This is a genomic window from Streptomyces sp. NPDC014991 (assembly GCF_043080665.1).
GTDB lineage: Bacteria > Actinomycetota > Actinomycetes > Streptomycetales > Streptomycetaceae > Streptomyces.
This window is the reverse complement of the sequence record NZ_JBIBVY010000021.1, coordinates 16,786-32,889: the sequence shown is the minus strand read 5'-3', so window position 1 is coordinate 32,889 and position 16,104 is coordinate 16,786. Positions and strand designations below refer to the sequence as shown.

Genomic DNA, 16,104 nt, shown 5'->3' with positions numbered 1-16,104 from the left:
ATGCCTCTCATACGCGCGGTCACAGCGGGCCGCCGACGGTGTGCCGCGATCCTCGCCGCGTTGGTGAGCTGCACGAACGTACTGACCGGGCAGGACCTCGCCGCAGCCGGCGCAACGCCTCCGGCCCCAGCCCCGCGACTGGACTGGAGTCCCTGCGCGCGGGGCAGCGCGTTCGACTGCGCGACCGCGGGGGTTCCGCTGGACCACGCGGACCCGGGCGGCCGGACCATCGAGCTGGCCGTCATCAGACGGAAGGCCACCGGTCCCGGCCGGCGCATCGGCACCCTGTTCTTCAACCCCGGCGGCCCCGGCGGCCCCGGAACGGTGCAGATGCCCCAGGACTACCCGTTCTTCCCGCGCGAGGTGCGGGAACGGTTCGACATCGTCAGCTGGGATCCCCGCGGGGTCGGCAGCAGCACCGCGGTGAACTGCTTCGCGAGCGCGGCGGAAGCCGCCGACTGGAGCGCGAGCAAGGCGGCGGGCTTCCCGGTCGGAGCGAAGGAGCGGGCTGCGTTCATCGCCGCCTACCAGGATCTGGCCCGGCGCTGTGAGCGGCGTGACCCCGCACTCCTGCGCCACGTGTCGACCGCCGACACCGCCCGCGACCTCGACCAGCTCCGCCGGGCCGTGGGCGAGTCACGACTCAACTACCAGGGCATCTCCTACGGCTCGATCCTGGGCGCCACCTACGCCAACCTCTTCCCCGGCAAGGTCCGCGCCATGATCCTCGACAGCGACATCGCCCCGCGGGCGTGGACGGACCACGCGTCCGGCGCCGCCCCCCGGCTCACCACCTTCCTGCGCATGGGCTCGGACCGAACGGCGGCGGCGACCCTGGACCGGTTCCTCTCCCTGTGCGGAACGGCAGGCACCGCACGCTGTGCCTTCTCCGCCGGCGGCGCGAAGGCGACCCGGGACAAGTTCGGTCAGCTGATGCGGCGGCTGCGGGAGCGTCCCGTGGGCGCGTGGACCTACGGCCGGACCGTAGGTGACGTGGTGAACAGCCTCTACGTCGTCCACCCCGGGTGGAGCGAACTCGCTGGCAGACTGCAGGACCTGTGGCGGGGGCGCGTCGCGAAGCCGTCCCCGCTCCCGCCCGCACCGGCGGTCCCGGAACCGCATCCGTACCTGGGCGACGAACAGGCGGGCGCGGTCCTGTGCGGTGACAGCCCCAATGCGCGCGACCCCGGCGAGTACCACGTTCTGGAGGAGGCCGCCGCGGCCCGTGCCGGCGACGCCGGACGCCTGTGGGCCTGGGCCGCCGAGGGGTGCGCCGCCTGGCCCGCGGTCGCCGCCGACCCCTACCGCGGCCCGTGGAACAAGCCGACGGCACCCGTCCTGGTGGTCGGCACCGTCTACGACCCCTCCACCCCCTATTCGGACGCGCAGAGCATGGCCAGGGAACTGGCCGACGCCCGCCTGCTCACCAACGAGGGGTACGGGCACATCGCGCTGCTCAACCCCAGCAGCTGCGTCCAGGCCCATGAGAGCCGCTACCTCGTCGACGGCGCCCTGCCACCGGCCGGAACGAAGTGCCGGCCGGACACACCGCCCTTCGCCGACCCCGCGCCCGAGCCGGTCGGCGGTGTCGCCACCGGCGGCGGGCTGGCCGGCACCGTGGTGATCACCGAGGAGGAGTCGTCGCTCCAGGAACCCGGCCCCGCGTCAGGCGTGGGCGCCCCCGGAACCCGGCCGGGCGTCAGCGGTCCAGCACCCGGCGAGTCACCACCCCGATGACCGCGGCCACGGCGGCGAGGACGGCGACGCTGGTGAGCGCGGTGGGCAGCGAGAACCATTCGGCCATGAAGCCGATCGCGGGCGGTCCGAGCAGCATGCCGCTGTACCCCAGAGTGGAGGCGACGGCGACACCGGACGGGCCGGCCAGCGCCCCTGCCCGTTCCACGGCGACCGGGAAGAGGTTGGCGAGCCCCAGCCCCGTGACCGCGAAGCCGGCGAGCGCCGCCCACACGGAGGGCGCGAGCGAACCGAGCAGCATGCCCGCCGCCGCGACGGTGCCGCCGGCGATCACGGTGCGGGCCAGGCCGAGGCGGCCCAGCAGTGCCGTGCCCGTCAGCCGGCCCACGGTCATCGCGAGCGTGAAACACGCGTATCCGGCAGCGGCCGTGCCCGCGGAGGCCGCGAGGTCCTGCTGGAGGTGGAGCGCGCCCCAGTCGGCCATGGCGCCCTCGCCGTAGGCCGTGCACAGCGCGACGAGGCCGAAGACGGCCACCAGTCCCCGCGTCCGCCCGGCCGGGTCGCCTGCCGCGCCGCCGTCCGACTCCGCCGGCGCCAGGGGGGTCCGCTCCGGCGGCACCGGCGGTTCGTGCCGCAGGAGGGTGCGCCCGGCGACGGCCGTGACGAGCAGCCCGGTCACGGTGAGGCCGAGCAGGTGCCGGGTGGGGGAGAGGGCACCGGCCACCAGGCCGCCGAGGCCCGCGCCGGCCATCCCGCCCAGGCTGAAGGCGGCGTGGAAGCTCGGCATGATCGGCCTGCGCAGGGCGGCGACCAGGTCGACGGCGGCGCTGTTGAAAGCCACGTTCACACCGCCATAGGCGGCGCCGAACAGCAGCAGGACGGCGCCCAGCGCGGGCGCCGAGTGGGTCAGCGGGGGCAGCGCGACACTGAGCGCGAGCACCACCATGCAGACCACGGTCACCGGGTGACTGCCGTAGCGGCGGCAGAGCCGGCCGGTCAGCGTCATGGTGAGCACGCCGCCCGCGGAGACCCCGAGCAGGGCGAGCCCGAGGGCGCCGGCGGAGGCGTGCGTCTGGTGCTTGATGTCCGGGATCCGGACGACCCACCCCGCGAAGAGGAAGCCGTCCAGCGCGAAGAAGGCGGTGATCGCCGCACGGAGCGCGGTCAGGGGCGGTCCCGGCACGACGCTGTGCAGTCGGGGTTTGTTTATTTGCGGCACAAAGTCAGCGTAAGGGCGGCTCGCAGGGACCGGCAAGGGAATATGCGGCGGCCCGTGGCGGCGCGGCGGCCCTGATGTTCGTCGGCGACGGTGGCGGCGGCTCCGCCGGACCGGCCCTCGGCCACGGCCTCTCGGTCCGCCTGGCCACAGGCTCCTGGGGCCGGCTGCGGTGGCCATGGCCTCCTCGCCTGCTCGGCTTCCCCGGGAGACGGCCGCCAGGCGGCGAAGAGTGCCAACCGGTCGGACGGAGCCGCGGCCGGTCGGTCGCCCTCAGCGGTACGGGTACCGGGAGTACGAGTGTCACGGGCACCGGCGCGCACTCCGAGGGGCGGCAGCGGAGCCGGGTACGGTCCCGCGGATCCCGGCGGTGTCGGCCCGTGCCCCTCCTGCGGTGACCGCGGGACCGCACCCGGCGGCGGAGGCGATCGGGGTGCGGGGGAGGGAGTGTGTGTTCGGGACATGGACGGATGTACGGGTCCCGGAACGCGCTGCGGATACAGGTCGGTTAATGCTTGCGCACGACCTGGTTGCGGGCGGGTGAGCACGCCATGATGGGCCCATGACGTTGGCCTTCCGCGCGCTCGCGCAACTGGCGACCTGGCCGGATCTGAGACCGGCCGTCCCGAGCTGCGGCCTCGGGCAGGCCGTGTGTTCGACGCGGGGCGAGATCGCCCACTTCCACTCCGAGCGTGACGTCGACCTACGGCTCACCGACCGGGCCATCCGGCGGTTCGCCGAGGACCTCAGGGGCTCGGGGCCGATCAGGGTCGTGCCCGGCTCGCAGTGGGTGACCCTGCGGCTCGACGCCGCCAGTGACGTCGATCTGCTGCTGACCCTGGTGAGCGTGGCACTCCAGGCGCAGCTGACCTGGCCCGACCCGGCCGACCGGCCGCTGGTCGGCTGCAACGACCAGCGGGGCGCCGGGTTCGTGAAGGCCGACCTGGGCGCCTTCTGAGGCGAATCGCGTCTGCGCGGGGCGAAGCCGGCGGTATGCCGGCGGGACCGTCCGTCCCGGCGGCGCGCGCCGGCCTCACACCGTCAGCACCCGGACACCGGCCTCCTCGAACCGCCGTACCGTCTCCGGTTCCACCGCCGCGTCCGTCACCAGGGTGTTCACCAGCTCCGCCCCGCAGATCCGGGCGAACGCCCGGCGCCCCAGCTTGCTGGAGTCCGCGGCGACCACCACCCGCTCGGCGCGCTCGCACAGCAACCGGTTGATCGCGGCCTCCGCCTCGTCGTGCGCCGCCGCGCCGTGCGTGACATCGAAACCGACGACTCCCAGCACCGCCACGTCGAGCGTGATCTGGCCCAGCACCCCGTCCGCGAGCGGACCGATGAGTTCGTACGACTGGGCACGCGCCACCCCGCCCGTCACCACGATCTTGAACTGGGGACGTACGGCCAGCTCGTTGGCGATGTTGAGCGCGTTGGTGACGACGGTCAGTGCCGGTGAGCCGGTGCCCAGGTCGCCGCGCACGGCCAGCGCGCGGGCCACCTCCGTGGTGGTCGTGCCGCCGGTCAGTCCCACCGCCTCGCCCGGCGCGACGAGTTCGGCCACCGCCTTGGCGATGCGCTGCTTCTCGGAGGCGCGGCGGGCCGTCTTGTAGCGCAGCGGGAGCTCGTAGGACACCCCGTGCACCACCGCGCCGCCCCGGGTGCGGACCAGCATCTGCTGCTCGGCGAGCTGGTCGAGGTCACGGCGGATCGTGGCCGCCGACACCGCCAGTTCGGCCGCCGCCTCCTCGACGTCCAGCCGGCCGCGCTCGACAAGCAGTTCCAGCAGCGCCTTCCAGCGGGCGTCCCGGGACATCCGCAGCCTCCGTTCCCTGGCCGACTTCGGTCTCCCGGCGACCCTAGCGCACCCGATATCCCGCCCGGATGCTTGATTGTGCTCGAAAGATCGCTATATCTTGCAGGATCGATCAGCTAGGGGAGAGTGTGGGCATGACCCATGTCGAGAACGAGCTGAAGAGCCAGCCGGAGTGCTGGACACGGGCGGCCGAGCAGGCGGGGCGCCACCGGGGCGCGCTGCCGCAGCGAGGGGAACGGGTCGCCGTCGTCGGGTGCGGGACCTCGTACTTCATGGCCCAGGCCGTCGCCGCGCTGCGCGAGGGTGCGGGGCAGGGGGAGACCGACGCGTTCGCCGCCTCGGAGTTCCCGTCCGGGCGGTCGTACGACCGGGTCCTCGCCCTCACCCGCTCCGGCACCACCACAGAAGTACTGGACGTACTGCGGCAGTTGGGCGGACGGACACGCACCACCGCTGTCACCGCCGACCCGGACACCCCGGTGATGTCGGCCGCCGACGATCTCGTGGTGCTCGACTTCGCCGACGAACGTTCCGTCGTACAGACCCGCTTCGCCACCACCGCGCTCACGCTCCTGCGCGCCCACCTGGGACTGCACACCGACGCCGTCGTCGCCGACGCGCGTACCGCCCTCGCCACCGCCCTGCCCCACGGACTCGTGGACCGTACGCAGTTCACCTTCCTCGGGCGCGGCTGGACCGTCGGACTCGCCAACGAAGCCGCGCTGAAGATGCGCGAGGCCTCCCTCGCCTGGACGGAGGCCTATCCGGCGATGGAGTACCGGCACGGCCCGATCAGCGTCACCACCGACGGCACGGCCACCTGGATGCTCGGTACGGCACCCGGGGGCCTGGCCGAACAGGTCCGCGTCACCGGTGCGTCGTGGATCGAGGGCGCACTCGACCCGCTCGCCGAGCTCGTCCGCGTACAGCGCCTCGCGGTGGCCGTCGCCGCCGCCCGGGGCCTCGACCCCGACCGGCCGCGCCATCTCAGCCGCTCGGTGATCCTCGCCTCCTGAACCCGTCGGCCCCGTCCAGGAAGGACACGCACGTGCCCCTCGCACCCACGGGCGAGCTGGTCACCCGCGCCGCCGCGGCCCGGACCGCCGTGCCCGCGTTCAACGTCATCACCCTCGAACACGTCGAGGCCGTCATCGCCGGCGCCGAGTCGGCAGGCGCCCCGGTCGTCCTCCAGATCAGCGAGAACGCCGTCAGGTTCCGCTACGGGCGGCTGCTGCCGCTGGCCCGCGCCGCCGTCGCCGCCGCCGAACGTGCCGCCGTACCGGTCGCGTTGCACCTGGACCACGTGCGGAGCGACGAACTGCTGCGGCAGGCGCCCGGCGCCGGGTTCTCCTCGGTGATGTACGACGCGGCCCGTCTGCCGTACGCCGAGAACCTCGCCGTGACCCGGGCCGCCGCCGACTGGACGCACGGTCAGGGACTGTGGATCGAAGCCGAGTTGGGCCAGATCGGGGGAAAGGACGGCCAGCCCGCGCTCGACGCGCATGCGCCCGGCGCACGCACCGACCCCGACCAGGCACGGGACTTCGTCGCCGGTACCGGTGTCGACGCGCTGGCGGTCGCCATCGGCAGCACGCACGCGATGACCACCCGCACCGCCGTCCTCGACCACGGCCTGCTCCGGCGCCTCTCGGCCGCGCTCGCCGTGCCGCTCGTCCTGCACGGCTCCTCCGGCGTACCGGACGAGGGGCTGGTCGCGGCGGTCGGGAGCGGCATCACCAAGGTCAACGTCGGCACCGCCCTCAACATCGCCATGACCGGAGCGATCCGCACGTACCTCGCCGCCCGTCCCGATGCCGTCGACTCCCGGAAGTACCTCGGCGTCGGCCGGGAGGCGATGGCCCGCGAGGTCACCCGGATCATCCGCGTCCTCGCCCGCACCCCCACCGGTCCACCCGCCGCACGGCCCTCCACCTCGACCCCGTCCCCGGAGCACCCCCGTACCTGACCGCGCGGGGACCGCGCGCACGGCGGCGTCGACCCGGCACCGTCACCGAGAGGCCTCGCCGGCACCTCACCCCGGGGGCTTGCGCGGTCAGCTCTTCCTGACGGCCCTCAGTACGACGAACTTCGGGTCGCTCGCGACAAGTTCGGCGTTCCCGAACAGCCGCTTCAGCTTCACGTGGTAGCCGAGGTGGCGGTTGCCGACCACCCATAGTTCACCGCCCGCCCGCAGCGCGCGTTTCGCCCCGGTGAACATCCGCCACGCCGTCGAGTCCGTCGTCGCCTGGTGGGAGTGGAACGGCGGGTTGTTCAGGACCAGGTCCACACTGCCGGGCGCCACCCCGGCCAGCCCGTCCCCGACCCGGAACTCGGCGTGCCCGGGCACCCCGTTCGCCTTGTACGTCGCCTCCGCCGAGGCCACCGCCTGGAACGACTCGTCCACGAACTGCACTTCGGCCGCCGGATCGGCCAGTGCCACCGCTGTACCCACCACGCCGTTGCCGCAGCCCAGGTCCACCACGCGGCCCGCGCCCGGGCCGGGCAGGTGCTGGAGGAAGAAGCGGGTGCCGATGTCCAGCCGGTCGGCGCAGAAGACGCCCGCGTGATTGACGACCGTGCGCCCCGACACCGCGCCGACGCCGTCCGGCAGGGCGTAGCTGTACGGCCACGGGTTCGCGGGCCGCTCCAGCGCCGGGTCCGGGGTGCAGAAGATCAGCCGGGCCTTCTGCCGCGCCAGCGAGGTCCGGGTCGGCCCGATGGTCCGCTCGAACAGCTCCAGCGTGGAGGTGTGGATCTCCTTCACCATCCCGGTACCGACGACGACGGTGCCCGCGTGCAGGCCGGGCGCCAGCCGCAGCAGCTGGTCCTCCAGCAGCGCCAGGCTCTTCGGCACCCGCACCAGCAGCACGTCCACCCGCTCCGGCGGCGGGTCCTGCGTGGTGAGCAGCCGGACGGCACCCGGCTCGACACCGGCCCGCGCCAGGTTCGCCCGGGTCGCCTGCTGGCTCAGGAAGGAGTCGGTGATCTGCACCGGCCGGTGCGCGGCCAGCGCCGTGACCAGTGCGCCCCAGCGGTCCCCGACCACCACGACCGTGCCCGAGAGCGGCACCTTCTCCTCGGCCAGATGGCGCAGCAGGTACGCGTCGGAGGCGTCCCAGGCGCGCAGCCGGTCACGGGAATCCTCGGGGAAGCGGGTCAGCCCGACCTCGCCCCACGGTGTCGTCATAGGGTCGCTCATCGTGCGTCCAGGCTATCCGAGCCGCAGCTCAGGGGTGGTGCGGCGGAACTGCGGCAGTATGGAGCGCATGGACGCGGAGCTGTTTCCCCGGGAGCGTGCGGCGATCGCCGCGGGCGCCGTGCACGTCCCGGACTGGCTGGACGAGGCGCGGCAGCGTGACCTGCTCGCGGCCTGCCGGGAGTGGGCGCGGCCCCCGGCCGGGCTGCGCACGGTCCGCACCCCGGGCGGTGGCACGATGACCGCGCGCCAGGTCTGCCTGGGCTGGCACTGGTACCCGTACGCCTACACGCGCACGGTCGTCGACGGCGACGGCGCGCCCGTGAAACCGTTCCCGGACTGGCTCGGTGAGCTGGGCCGCCGGGCGGTGGCCGACGCCCTCGGCCCGCACGCCGTCCCGGACGCACCGTACGACATCGCACTGATCAACTTCTACGACGGCGACGCCCGGATGGGCATGCACCGTGACAGTGACGAGAAGTCGGACGCGCCGGTGGTCTCGCTGAGCCTCGGAGACAGCTGCGTGTTCCGCTTCGGCAACACGCGGACCCGGGCGAAGCCGTACACCGACGTCGACCTGCGCAGCGGTGACCTGTTCGTCTTCGGCGGTCCGTCCCGGCTCGCCTACCACGGTGTGCCGCGAGTCCAGCCGGGCACGTCACCGGACCGGCTGGGCCTCACCGGCCGGCTCAACATCACCTTGCGGGTGAGTGGTCTTTAGTCCGTGTCGTCGAACTCCCGCCTCGACGCCATGACAGTGCGGCGACAGGACCTGGCCGGCAGGAGCAAGTCACCCGAGCTGGGGATCATGGGAGACTCACCCCTATGAGCGGCAAGGCGGATCCCCGGGCAGCGGGGGAGAGGACCACCTCGAGGGCGCGGCTGGACCGGGGGCGCGGCGCGCTCGGACCCGCGCTGGAGCTGGTGCACACCGGGCGGGCCCCCACTCGGGCCGTGCTCACCGCCGAACTCGGTGTCACCCGGGCGACGGCCGGCGCGGTGGCCGCCGAGCTGGAGGCGCTCGGCCTGATCCGGGTGGACGCCCGGCCCGGTTCGGCGGCCGGCTCCCAGGGGCGCCCCTCGCACCGGCTGGAGGTCGCCGAGGACGGCCCGGTGGCGCTCGCGGCGCAGATCCACGCGGACGGCTTCCGGGCCGCGCTGGTCGGTCTCGGCGGACGGATCGTGGCGACCGCGCCCGGCTGCGAGACCGTCGAGGCCGACCCGGCCAAGGTGCTCGGCTCCGTGGTCGAGGCGGGCGCGGAGCTGCTGCGCACGACCGGCCGGCGCTGCGTCGGCGCCGGACTCGCCGTACCGTCCGCCGTCGCCGAACCCGGCGGGCTGGCCCTCAACCCCCTGCACCTGGCCTGGCCCGTCGGGGCCCCCGTCACGCGGACCTTCGCCGAGCGCGTACGCGCCGCCGGCATCACCGGACCCGCGTTCGCGGCCAACGACGTCAACCTCGCCGCGCTCGCCGAGCACCGGCACGGCGCCGGCCGGGGCGCGCGGGACCTGCTGTGCGTCGCCACCGGGCACCGGGGGGTCGGCGGCGCGCTCGTCCTCGACGGCCGTCTGCACACCGGCAGTTCAGGACTCGCCCTGGAGGTCGGCCACCTCACCGTCAACCCGGAGGGCCGCCCCTGCCACTGCGGCAGCCGCGGCTGCCTGGACGTGGAGGCCGACCCGCTGGCCCTGCTCATGGAGGCCGGCCGCGACCCCGGCCCCGAGGTGTCGCTGCTCCAGCAGGCCAACGACCTGCTGCGCACGCGGTACGACGACAGGGCCGTGCGCACCGCCGCCGAAGCCCTCATCGACCGTCTCGGCCTCGGTCTCGCCGGCCTCGTCAACATCCTCAACCCCGACCGCATCATCCTCGGCGGCCTGCACCGCACCCTCCTCGACGCCGACCCCGCCCGGCTCCGCGCGGTGGTCGCCGACCGCAGCCTGTGGGGCCAGAGCGGCGGCGTCCCGATCCTCCCGTGCACCCTGGACCACAACAGCCTGGTCGGCGCCGCCGAACTGGCCTGGCAGCCGGTCCTGGACGACCCACTGGCCGCGCTGGCCGCGGGCGCCTAGGGTCTTTCGTTCGGATCAGGCCGGATCAGGGCGCGGGTCCTGGTGCCGTTGCATCGCAAGGCGAAGGAGGGCGCCATGGCGGAGCCATGGCAACCGACGACACCGCGGCGAGGCGCGGTGCCAGGGCCCGCGAGCCCGGCCTGATCCGAACGAGAGGGCCTAGCCGAGGGATCACCTCCGGTCGGGTCCCGCGGCGGAAGGTGGGCCGCCGCAGGTGTACCGCGGTGGGCGGGGCAGTCGCCTTCGGCGGCGTCCGCTCAGCCACCGGTCCGGGTCAGGAAGTCAGTGAGGTGGCGGCCCGATCCGGCCGGGCCGGCATGCGGCAACGCGTGATGCGACACGTCCGGCAGCACGGTCGTCGTGACGCGGGGGAGCAGGGCGCTGGCGCGGGCAGCCACCTCGGAGGGGTCGTGGGCCCTGCTGCTTCCGGCAAGCAGCAGCAGGACCGGCAGGTCCAGGCCGCGCAGCCGGTCCGCCGCCGGGCGCGGTCCGGTCACCGGCCGGAGGGAGGGGAAACCGGCGGCAGCCTCCTGGAGGGCGAGCCAGTCGGGGTCCAGGAGGCGGCCCCCGGTCTCCCATCCCAGGAATGCGCGGACCCGGTGGGGCGTGGGGCGCAGCAGCATCGGCAGTGCGTGCAGCAGGTAGGCCGGGCTGAACCCGGCGAAACACCGGGTCGGATCCATCAGTACGAGGCGGCGTACCCGGTCGGGAGCGTGCAGCGCGTGGTGCACTGCGATCCAGGCGCCGTAGGAGTGCCCGCCCAGGTCGGTCTCCGCGAGGCCGAGGCCGTCGAGGACCGCGTCGAGCCAGGCCGCCAGGTCGGCGACCGTGCGGGGATGGCGGCCGGCGGCGGGCGTGCTGCGGCCCGGGGCGCCGATCAGGTCGACGGCGTACAGCCGGTGTGTGGCGGAGAGTTCGGCGGCCTGCGCGTACCAGGACGCGGAGGTCGCGCCTCCGCCGCCCGGCAGCAGGACGAGCGCGGGGCCGTCGGCCGGGCCGCACACGTTGACGTGCGTCGTGCCGAAGGCGGTCGGCACGGAAGCGGTCTCGCGCGTCGCCGGCCACTTGGCCATGACCTTGTCGTAGGCGGCGAGGAAGCCGTCGGCGTCGTCCGTACCGTGAGCGCTCATGAGCGGGGCCTCCTATTATCTCGTTCAGCGAGATACCTGTTGAGCGAGATGGTAACCGGAGGTGGCCCGTGTCCGACGAGGAGTGCGCAGAACCCGTCGAGCGAATCGAGCAGGGACCCGAGATGGAGATCGTCCACCTGCTGCGCGCGGTGGCCGTCGAGCTGGGGCGGCACAGCGCCAGGTTCGCCCAGCGCAACGGCATGCATCCCACCGATGTGCGCGCACTCGTCGCGCTGATGGATGCCGCCCGCGCGGGCGAGGAGACCACCGCCGGACGGCTGGGCGCCGCGCTCGGGCTGAACTCGGCGGGTACCACGGCACTGGTCGACCGGCTGGAACGGGCCGGCCACGTGCGGCGGCTACGCGGCGAGCGGGACCGCCGCAAGGTCACCATCGTGGTGGACGAGCGGGCGGTTGCCCTCGGCTGGTCCCACTTCGGCCCGCTGCTCCACCGGGCAGTGGACCTCCTGCGGGACTACGACGAGCGGGAACTGGCCGCGATCAGGGGCTTCCTGGCCGGGGTGCTCGACGCGACGGCCCAGGGCGGGTAGCGGAAGCGCTGACCGTGTCGCGGAAAGACGTCCGATTCCCGCCGGCAAGATGCGCCTTCGCTGATCACGCCGGCGCCATGACGATGTCTTCCGCCACGGACCCGGTGAAAGTCCTCACGGTATGTACCCGGCTGAGGCCGGGTGCCTTGCGGCCGGAGGCCCTGGCGAGGCCTCGTTCGACTCGCGCGTCCCCTTCTTCGCGTCGCATGTCGAGCCGCACGTCATCCGCGCGCCGGTGACCAGTCGGCGGCGAATGCCCGCGCCGGATGTTCCGTGAGCATGCGGTCCACCAGGTCCGCGCCCACCGCTTCCGCCAGCCGCGTGCGCACCCGGCGCAACAGGTAGGGCATCCCGGGGCCGCCGTCGACCGAGCGTGACCCGGCCGTCACCGTGTCCCCGCCGAGCAGCAGCCGGTCTCCGAACCCCGCCTCCGCCAGAGCCCGTACCGCCTCCGGCATCCGCCAGTCGGTGGCGTGGTGGGCGCGGGACGGCCCGTCGAAGGCCAGCCAGCAGCCCGACATGGCTGCCTGCCGGTGCACCATCGGGTCGGGGGCGCGGTTCGGATGGCCCAGGATCACCCGCTCACCGGGCACGCCCAACTCACCGCACAGCAGGTCGAGTACGTCCAGCGCGCCGGTGCCCAGCTCCAGGTGTACGGCGAGGGGCGCACCGGTCGCGTGGTGCGCCTCGGCCGCCGCCGACATGGTCCAGCGGGCGTGCGCGTCCAGCGCGTGGAAGCCGCCGGCCACCTTGATGAGACCGGCGCGTACGCCGGTCGTGCCGATGCCGTCGGTGAGTTCGGAGACGAACAGCGCGGCGAGCCGCCCGCCACGCAGCCGGGCGAGCAACTCGTTCTCGTAGTGCGCCGCTTGGTGCAGGCCCGTCGCGCAGACCAGGTGCACCCCGGTCGTCCGGGACAGCGCCGGCAGATCCGCCGCCCGCCGTCCCATGCCGTACGGCGTCCACTGCACGACGGCCGCGCCGCCTTCCGCGCGGAAGGCGCCCAACTCGGCCCGCGCGGCGGGGAGGTCGTCCAGTTCCTGCCCCGGCAGCCGCGGGCTGCGCAGGAAAAGATGGTCGTGCGCGTCGCACACGCCCAGCTCCGCGGCCGGGATGTCGCCGAGGACCGTACGGACGTGTCTCACCACTGCCGTCCGCGCGGGAGCCGGTCCCGACCCGGGGCGGACAGATGCAGCACCTCGAAGACATCTCCGCCGGCCTTCGCGGTGGCGTGCTCCCAGAGGGAGAAGTGCACCAGTTCCCAGCGGTGCGGGTCCACGGCCGCAGCGGCGAGCACGGCGCCGTCCTCGGCGGCCAGCCGTTCCGTCTCGGCCACCGCGTCCGCCATCAGGGCCGTCAACTCCGTGCCGTCCGGCAGCGGTTCCCGCCGGCGTACGGCGAACGCGGCGTGTGCGCCGGTACCTTCGGCATGGGCGAGGCCGGTCCACTGCCGCACCGCGGGCCGCCCGAAGTCGTTGACGATCCCCTGGAAGGCGCCACCCCACAGGAAGCGGTTCATGCCGTCGACCGTGTTCCAGAGGTAGAACGGCGCGTACTGGTTCACCGGCGAGCCGTGCACGCCGCGTTCACGTATGAGGTACGCCTTGAGGCCGAGGCCCTCCCAGTCGTCCAGCAGGTGGCCGACGCGGGCGACCCGGGCACGGATGATGCCCATGTCGTAGTCGGTGGGCAGGGGCAGCTCGTACTGCATGGCATGCATGAGGTGATCCTTCCGTCGGGCAGGCGTGCTCAGGCGGGGTAGTCGGCGGCGGACACATGGCAGTCCCACTCGGTGGTGGTGCCGTCGGCGGCAGCCTCCACGACCGCGAGGTGGGTCATGAAGGTGCGGGGCCCGGCACCGTGCCAGTGCCATTCCCCGGGCTCGATCCACACCGTGTCGCCCGCACGGATCACCTCGGCCGTCCCACCCTTGCGCTGCACCAGCCCCTCGCCCTCCAGGACGTGCAGCACCTGCCCGTACGGGTGCCGGTGCCAGGCCGTGTGGGCGCCCGGCGCGAAGTGGACGTTGAGCATGCGCAGCCGGGACGGGGCCGCGGGCGCGGCGATCTCGTCCAGCCAGACCGTGCCGGTGAAGTGCTCCGCGGGGCCCTGCCAGGTGTCGGGCCGCCGTCTGGTGATGTGCACGTGACTCAGTTCTCCTGTCCGGGAGTTCGGGGGGGCCGGGGTGCGAGCAGGGAGAGCAGGCCGCGGACACCGGCGTCGAAGGCGGCGGGGGAGCCGGACGCGCGGGCCAGCACATAGCCGCCCTGCACGGTGGCGACGACGGCCGCGCCGATCTCCGTGCCGTCCAGCTCGGGCGCGAACTGCCCCCGCCGCTTGCCCTCTTCGACGATCGCGGCGATCCGCTCGCGGATGGCGGCGATCGTCTCGTCGACCGGTGCGCGCAGTTCCTCGCTGGCGATCACGTCCGGGTCCATGGTCAGCCGGCCGACCGGGCAGCCGCGCAGCACGTCGCGCTCGCGCAGCAGATAGGCCTCGATGCGCTCGTACGGAGTACCCGGACCGTCGAGCACTGCCTCGGCGGTGGCCCGCAACTCCTCGGCGGTGCGCCGGATCGCCGCCAGGGCGAGGGCGGGCTTGCCCTTGAAGTGGTGGTACATGCTGCCCTGGCCGGCCTCCGCGCGCTCCAGGATCGCCTTGGGGCTGGTGCCCACGTATCCGCGCTCCCACAACAGCTCGCGAGTGGACTCGATCAGTCGTTCCGAGGTGCTCATACGCCTACTGTACATACTAGTAGGTACAGCAACCAGTTCCCGTGGCGGAGTGGGGCGGCGAACCGGCGCCGTCCGTCCGGCCCGGACACGGAGTTCAGCCGCACCGCCGAGAGCGGTGCGGCGCGGCCTGGTGTCGGGGCAGGGGCTGTCGCGGCCGGGAAGCTCGCGGTCCGGTCAGCCGGGCAGGGCCGTTCGCGCGGGGGGCCGCGTCCCGGTCGCGCCGGCGGGCTCCACGGTGGGCGTGGAAGTCGTTGCCGCAGTGGGAGCCGCGGCGGCACGGGGCGCCTTGCTCCCGGACGGACTGCCGCCACCGACGGGGCGCCCCGCATCCCCGGCACCCACGACCGGAGCTCCGGCGCCAACCGGACCACCGGCACCCACCGGGGTCCCGGCACTCGCGACCGGAGCCCCGGCGCCCACGGGCGTCCCTGCGCCGACCGCGGCTCCCGCACCGACCGGCGTCCGTGCCGGAACCGGGGTTCCCGAGCGCACGGCCGTCCGCGCCGGAACCGAAGCCGGGATCGAGGTCGGGACCGAAGCTCCCGCCGCCGCGGCAGCCACGACCGCCGGCGCCGGCGCCGGCCGTACCGCACCCCGAGGCAGCCCCGCCGGACGGCCGGTTGTCACCGGAGGTGCCGGCAGCGTGAACCAGACGATCTTGCCGTTCTCGCCGTCCGGCCGGGCGCCCCAGCTCTCGCTCACCGCTGCCACCATCGCCAGGCCCCGCCCGCAGGTGGCCAGCGGAGTGACGTCCGCCGGGGCGCCGATGTCGGCCGGCGCGGTGAGGGGCACCGTGTCCGTGACATCGGCCGACAGGGCATCGGCGTGCGGGTCGGCCGGTACCGGAAGCCGTGGATCGTGGTCACGTACCGAGACCGTGAGCCGGTCCGCCAGAAGTTCGAGCTCGACGGTGCACGACTTGTCGGGCCGGGCGTGCCGGTGGACGTTGCTCAGCAACTCCGTCACACCGAGCGCGGCCCGGTCTATCAACGGGTCCATGTGCCAGTAGCGCAACTGCGCAGATACGATTCTGCGGACCTGGCCGATCCGCGACGGCAGGGCCTGGAGTTCCACTGTGCAGTGCCTGCTTGGGTGAGTGATCACGGCTGCGACTCCCCGATGCGAGGTCCGGAGGGACCGGTTGAACACGGAGAACAACGGATCCAGCAGGGTGCTTGCGTCCAAACGTCCGCCTGCTGTCGTGGCCGGCGGGCTGGTTCGCAGCGTTATCGCCGGTAAACCCAGAGTGACGTGACATCAGCGTGGCGCAGCGGATGCGCTCACGCAACTCGCCGCGACGGCGGGCAGCTCAGCCGCGGTCTCCCGCCGCCCGGCGCACCGCCTCGATGAACCGCCGCGCCGCGGGCGGCCCCGGCCGGCCCGGCGCCGGATCCTGCTCGCCGAGCGTCAGCAGATACCGCGTGCCGTTGACGTCGGCCAGCGCCCGGTCGTCCGGCGCGAACCACGGCTTGGACGCGCGTACCGCCTGCACCGGGGCGCTGTCGATCTCGCTGCCGTAGCTGGTGAGCAGCTCCAGCCTGCCGTCGCTGATCCGGACCTGCCCGGCCCGGGTCAGCGAACGCAGCCGCTTGCCGATCCGCACGCCCGTGGCCGTGAACTCCGGTTCCGCCATGTCCTGCCGCCCCCTCGCGGTGTCTCCGTGGTCCCGTGTGCGCCCCCGTTCGGGACGGTCGT

General features: G+C 73.8%; 16 protein-coding genes and 1 pseudogene. 7 read left to right on the top strand and 10 right to left on the bottom strand.

What is annotated here, in order from left to right:
• Nucleotides 1–1,737 carry an alpha/beta hydrolase gene (locus ACF1BE_RS27780; RefSeq protein ID WP_392201748.1) on the top strand — a complete coding sequence of 579 codons (1,737 nt, stop codon included), beginning with the start codon at nucleotides 1–3 and terminating at the stop codon, nucleotides 1,735–1,737.
• Here ACF1BE_RS27780 and ACF1BE_RS27775 read toward each other — a convergent pair.
• Nucleotides 1,700–2,878: an MFS transporter gene (locus ACF1BE_RS27775; protein WP_392201820.1), complete on the bottom strand. Its 1,179-nt coding sequence runs from the start codon at nucleotides 2,876–2,878 to the stop codon at nucleotides 1,700–1,702. The genes ACF1BE_RS27780 and ACF1BE_RS27775 overlap by 38 nt on opposite strands.
• 595 nt (nucleotides 2,879–3,473) lie before the next feature.
• Between ACF1BE_RS27775 and ACF1BE_RS27770 the strand changes: the two genes are divergently transcribed.
• Nucleotides 3,474–3,869: a luciferase family protein gene (locus ACF1BE_RS27770; RefSeq protein WP_392201747.1), complete on the top strand. Its 396-nt coding sequence runs from the start codon at nucleotides 3,474–3,476 to the stop codon at nucleotides 3,867–3,869.
• Nucleotides 3,870–3,944: 75 nt separating this feature from the next.
• Here the strand turns inward: ACF1BE_RS27770 and ACF1BE_RS27765 are convergent, their stop codons facing one another.
• Nucleotides 3,945–4,724 (bottom strand): DeoR/GlpR family DNA-binding transcription regulator, encoded by a 780-nt coding sequence (locus ACF1BE_RS27765; RefSeq protein WP_392201746.1) that lies wholly within the window; start codon nucleotides 4,722–4,724, stop codon nucleotides 3,945–3,947.
• 134 nt (nucleotides 4,725–4,858) lie between these two features.
• Here ACF1BE_RS27765 and ACF1BE_RS27760 point away from each other — a divergent pair, with 134 nt between their 5' ends.
• Nucleotides 4,859–5,740, top strand: coding sequence for an SIS domain-containing protein (locus ACF1BE_RS27760; protein WP_392201745.1), 882 nt, complete (start codon nucleotides 4,859–4,861; stop codon nucleotides 5,738–5,740).
• Between the two features lie 32 nt (nucleotides 5,741–5,772).
• Entirely contained in the window at nucleotides 5,773–6,690 is a 918-nt protein-coding gene (locus tag ACF1BE_RS27755; RefSeq protein ID WP_392201744.1) for a ketose-bisphosphate aldolase, read from the top strand.
• Nucleotides 6,691–6,777: 87 nt separating this feature from the next.
• Here ACF1BE_RS27755 and ACF1BE_RS27750 read toward each other — a convergent pair whose 3' ends face one another.
• Nucleotides 6,778–7,911: a methyltransferase gene (locus ACF1BE_RS27750; protein WP_392201743.1), complete on the bottom strand. Its 1,134-nt coding sequence runs from the start codon at nucleotides 7,909–7,911 to the stop codon at nucleotides 6,778–6,780.
• 79 nt (nucleotides 7,912–7,990) lie between these two features.
• On the opposite strand from ACF1BE_RS27750, the gene ACF1BE_RS27745 reads away from it, so the two are divergent.
• Complete coding sequence (locus ACF1BE_RS27745) at nucleotides 7,991–8,641, top strand: alpha-ketoglutarate-dependent dioxygenase AlkB family protein (RefSeq protein WP_392201742.1); 651 nt, start codon at nucleotides 7,991–7,993, stop codon at nucleotides 8,639–8,641.
• 104 nt (nucleotides 8,642–8,745) lie between these two features.
• Nucleotides 8,746–9,993, top strand: coding sequence for an ROK family protein (locus ACF1BE_RS27740; RefSeq protein WP_392201741.1), 1,248 nt, complete (start codon nucleotides 8,746–8,748; stop codon nucleotides 9,991–9,993).
• A 257-nt stretch (nucleotides 9,994–10,250) separates the two neighbouring features.
• Here the strand turns inward: ACF1BE_RS27740 and ACF1BE_RS27735 are convergent, their stop codons facing one another.
• Nucleotides 10,251–11,123: an alpha/beta fold hydrolase gene (locus ACF1BE_RS27735; protein ID WP_392201740.1), complete on the bottom strand. Its 873-nt coding sequence runs from the start codon at nucleotides 11,121–11,123 to the stop codon at nucleotides 10,251–10,253.
• Nucleotides 11,124–11,245: 122 nt separating this feature from the next.
• Here ACF1BE_RS27735 and ACF1BE_RS27730 point away from each other — a divergent pair, with 122 nt between their 5' ends.
• On the top strand, nucleotides 11,246–11,674 hold the full coding sequence (locus ACF1BE_RS27730) for a MarR family winged helix-turn-helix transcriptional regulator (RefSeq protein WP_392201819.1): 429 nt from the start codon (nucleotides 11,246–11,248) through the stop codon (nucleotides 11,672–11,674).
• A 221-nt stretch (nucleotides 11,675–11,895) separates the two neighbouring features.
• Here the strand turns inward: ACF1BE_RS27730 and ACF1BE_RS27725 are convergent, their stop codons facing one another.
• The 6 genes and pseudogenes from ACF1BE_RS27725 to ACF1BE_RS27700 form a co-directional block, all read right to left on the bottom strand.
• A complete protein-coding gene (locus ACF1BE_RS27725) occupies nucleotides 11,896–12,819 on the bottom strand; it encodes a phosphotriesterase (RefSeq protein WP_392201739.1) in 924 nt (307 codons plus the stop codon).
• The gene (locus ACF1BE_RS27720; protein ID WP_392201738.1) at nucleotides 12,816–13,394 is read right to left on the bottom strand and encodes a DUF4865 family protein; all 579 of its coding nucleotides are present in this window, start codon (nucleotides 13,392–13,394) and stop codon (nucleotides 12,816–12,818) included. Before ACF1BE_RS27720 ends, ACF1BE_RS27725 begins: the two co-directional genes overlap by 4 nt.
• A 29-nt stretch (nucleotides 13,395–13,423) precedes the next feature.
• Nucleotides 13,424–13,819: a cupin domain-containing protein gene (locus ACF1BE_RS27715; RefSeq protein WP_392201737.1), complete on the bottom strand. Its 396-nt coding sequence runs from the start codon at nucleotides 13,817–13,819 to the stop codon at nucleotides 13,424–13,426.
• A gap of 5 nt (nucleotides 13,820–13,824) precedes the next feature.
• Nucleotides 13,825–14,424 (bottom strand): TetR/AcrR family transcriptional regulator, encoded by a 600-nt coding sequence (locus ACF1BE_RS27710; RefSeq protein ID WP_392201736.1) that lies wholly within the window; start codon nucleotides 14,422–14,424, stop codon nucleotides 13,825–13,827.
• A 615-nt stretch (nucleotides 14,425–15,039) separates the two neighbouring features.
• Nucleotides 15,040–15,513, bottom strand: a pseudogene (locus ACF1BE_RS27705) (ATP-binding protein); the annotation flags it as partial.
• A 205-nt stretch (nucleotides 15,514–15,718) separates the two neighbouring features.
• A complete protein-coding gene (locus ACF1BE_RS27700; RefSeq protein WP_121790115.1) occupies nucleotides 15,719–16,042 on the bottom strand; it encodes a hypothetical protein in 324 nt (107 codons plus the stop codon).
• Nucleotides 16,043–16,104 lie beyond the last annotated feature (62 nt).

Excerpts from the sequence above, each read along its gene's own strand:
- ACF1BE_RS27780 (WP_392201748.1), top strand. The coding sequence starts at position 1 with ATGCCTCTCATACGCGCGGTCACAGCGGGCCGCCGACGGTGTGCCGCG.
- ACF1BE_RS27770 (WP_392201747.1), top strand. The coding sequence starts at position 3,474 with ATGACGTTGGCCTTCCGCGCGCTCGCGCAACTGGCGACCTGGCCGGAT.
- ACF1BE_RS27765 (WP_392201746.1), bottom strand. The coding sequence starts at position 4,724 with ATGTCCCGGGACGCCCGCTGGAAGGCGCTGCTGGAACTGCTTGTCGAG.
- ACF1BE_RS27760 (WP_392201745.1), top strand. The coding sequence starts at position 4,859 with ATGACCCATGTCGAGAACGAGCTGAAGAGCCAGCCGGAGTGCTGGACA.
- ACF1BE_RS27750 (WP_392201743.1), bottom strand. The coding sequence starts at position 7,911 with ATGACGACACCGTGGGGCGAGGTCGGGCTGACCCGCTTCCCCGAGGAT.
- ACF1BE_RS27745 (WP_392201742.1), top strand. The coding sequence starts at position 7,991 with ATGGACGCGGAGCTGTTTCCCCGGGAGCGTGCGGCGATCGCCGCGGGC.
- ACF1BE_RS27740 (WP_392201741.1), top strand. The coding sequence starts at position 8,746 with ATGAGCGGCAAGGCGGATCCCCGGGCAGCGGGGGAGAGGACCACCTCG.
- ACF1BE_RS27735 (WP_392201740.1), bottom strand. The coding sequence starts at position 11,123 with ATGAGCGCTCACGGTACGGACGACGCCGACGGCTTCCTCGCCGCCTAC.
- ACF1BE_RS27730 (WP_392201819.1), top strand. The coding sequence starts at position 11,246 with ATGGAGATCGTCCACCTGCTGCGCGCGGTGGCCGTCGAGCTGGGGCGG.
- ACF1BE_RS27720 (WP_392201738.1), bottom strand. The coding sequence starts at position 13,394 with ATGCATGCCATGCAGTACGAGCTGCCCCTGCCCACCGACTACGACATG.
- ACF1BE_RS27710 (WP_392201736.1), bottom strand. The coding sequence starts at position 14,424 with ATGTACAGTAGGCGTATGAGCACCTCGGAACGACTGATCGAGTCCACT.
- ACF1BE_RS27700 (WP_121790115.1), bottom strand. The coding sequence starts at position 16,042 with ATGGCGGAACCGGAGTTCACGGCCACGGGCGTGCGGATCGGCAAGCGG.